2 protein-coding genes are annotated in these 1,711 nt (G+C 68.3%); one reads left to right on the top strand and one right to left on the bottom strand.

The features are described 5' to 3' along the window. Positions 1 to 154: 154 nt before the first annotated feature. Positions 155 to 784 carry a lipase family protein gene (locus tag ADK54_RS11830; protein ID WP_420717295.1) on the bottom strand — a complete coding sequence of 210 codons (630 nt, stop codon included), beginning with the start codon at positions 782 to 784 and terminating at the stop codon, positions 155 to 157. A 439-nt stretch (positions 785 to 1,223) separates the two neighbouring features. Here ADK54_RS11830 and ADK54_RS11825 point away from each other — a divergent pair, with 439 nt between their 5' ends. Beyond that, positions 1,224 to 1,508 (top strand): hypothetical protein, encoded by a 285-nt coding sequence (locus ADK54_RS11825; RefSeq protein ID WP_234392017.1) that lies wholly within the window; start codon positions 1,224 to 1,226, stop codon positions 1,506 to 1,508. The last annotated feature ends 203 nt before the right edge of the window (positions 1,509 to 1,711 follow it).

The raw sequence follows: 1,711 nt of genomic DNA, 5'->3' as shown, positions 1-1,711 counted from the left end.
GGCGCCGCTGATCCCGCCACATGCCAACCAGCCCAAGCCCACTTACCGGACCTACAGGCTCCGCGAGTTCCGTGGGTTCGGAGCCTGTAACTACGGGAGTCCGGGAGTCCCGGGTCGTTGTCAGGTGTCGGGTGGCCTTGGCCCCATCGCGGCGTCAGGTCAGATTCTTCTCCAGCGCGGCGATGTACCGCAGAATCGAATGGTCCCTGACCGCGTCGGTTGCCGGGCCGAGAACGTCGGCGGTCAGGCCCTTGGCCCGGTCAGGGAGACTGCCCAGCAGCGGCACCTGCTCATGCATCTTCCCGTCGGCGGCGATGTAGCGGAGGGCGTCGACGTGGTGGAAGGCGGGCTCCGGCGGGAGTTTGGCCAGCAGTCGGTCGCAGGTGCGAGGCTGGCCGAAGGTGTAGATACCGTCAGCACGGAGCCGGGGTTCTTCCAGATGGAGCCGGGCTCCAGCAAGCATGGCGAGCGCGCCGCCGAGGCTGTGGCCGGTGAGGAACACTCGCTGGTCGTTGTCGCGGAACTCGGCGATCCTCTTTTCCACGGCCGGGAAGACGGACTCCAGGGCTTGGGCGAAGCCGTAGTGGACGTACCCGGTCTGCACGGGACCGGGCCAGGGCGGCGTGGTGGCGTCGGAGAGCCAGTCCTTGATCTGCGCCGGTTCCGTGCCACGGAACGCGGTGACGATCATCCGGTCGCTGGCGATGGTGTAGGCCTGGGTGTCCTGCAGCGGGAAAGGCGGGGTGAAGCGAGTGTGGTGGTGCCGCACCCGACCGACCCCCAAGCCCGGGCTTCCTCTTCGATGCGGGCCTGGTCCTTGTAGGGGCCAGATCGGCTGCACGTGCCATCCAGTACGCCAGCGGCAGGCGGTAGTCGCGGGCCTGGTGATCGAACACGGTCGGTACGGGCATAGCGGCTTGCCAATCCCAATCTTCGTGATGGCCAGTGCCTCGCGTACATCGGCCCGACAACCGTCGTACCGCGCCCGGATGCCGCACCCCCGGGTGGCTGGCGCACTCCTCCCCCGAACGGTGGCAGCTTGCGTGGCCTCGTGCGGCTCTGGAATGCGCGGGTGGCTTCGTATGCAAGAGACCCCCGTTGCATCGTGATGGCCGAGGCCCCTGGTGCCCTTGCTGCGCCGCACCTGTCCGTGGAACGCCGCAGGGTACAGCGGCTCGTTCCAGGTGAACCTGGACGATAGAGAGGCGGTTGGCCTGGGTGGGGTGGAGCTGATCCGGGCCGCGATGAGAATAGCGGCCCGGCAAGCCGACTGGAGGGCCACCGCCTTCGGGTGGATCGGGACGCGCCACGGAACCATGGTCGGTGTCTCGGACCGACGCGAGGTGCCCGAGGAGCACAGTGCCGTCATCCATGCTGCGATGAACGAGAAGCCGCGCGCCGCGCTGCACCCTGTGTGGGGCGGGCCGGGCCCGGCTCCCGTGCAGCGTGGCTCGGCGGCCCTGATGACCCAGGAGTTCCGCGCGGCCGTCGCCGCGGCGACGGCCTGACACGCCGCTGTGGGTGCACTGCCCACAGGTGTCCCTGCACCTTGCACACAGCTTCAAGATCGTAAGAGCTCAGAAGGAGTCACATGTCGGTCGAGGCAGGTCCCGAGAACCGCGCTCAGCAGAGTCTCGGCACAGCCGCCGCGCGGAACTTGGCGACCACCACCAAGTCCGTCCCGCAGATGCAGGAGATCACCTCCCGTTGG

Origin of the sequence: Streptomyces sp. WM6378 (assembly GCF_001279695.1) — a bacterium.
Classification (GTDB): Bacteria; Actinomycetota; Actinomycetes; order Streptomycetales; family Streptomycetaceae; genus Streptomyces.
Note: the sequence above shows the minus strand (reverse complement) of the source record. Positions and strands in the feature narration are given on the sequence as shown.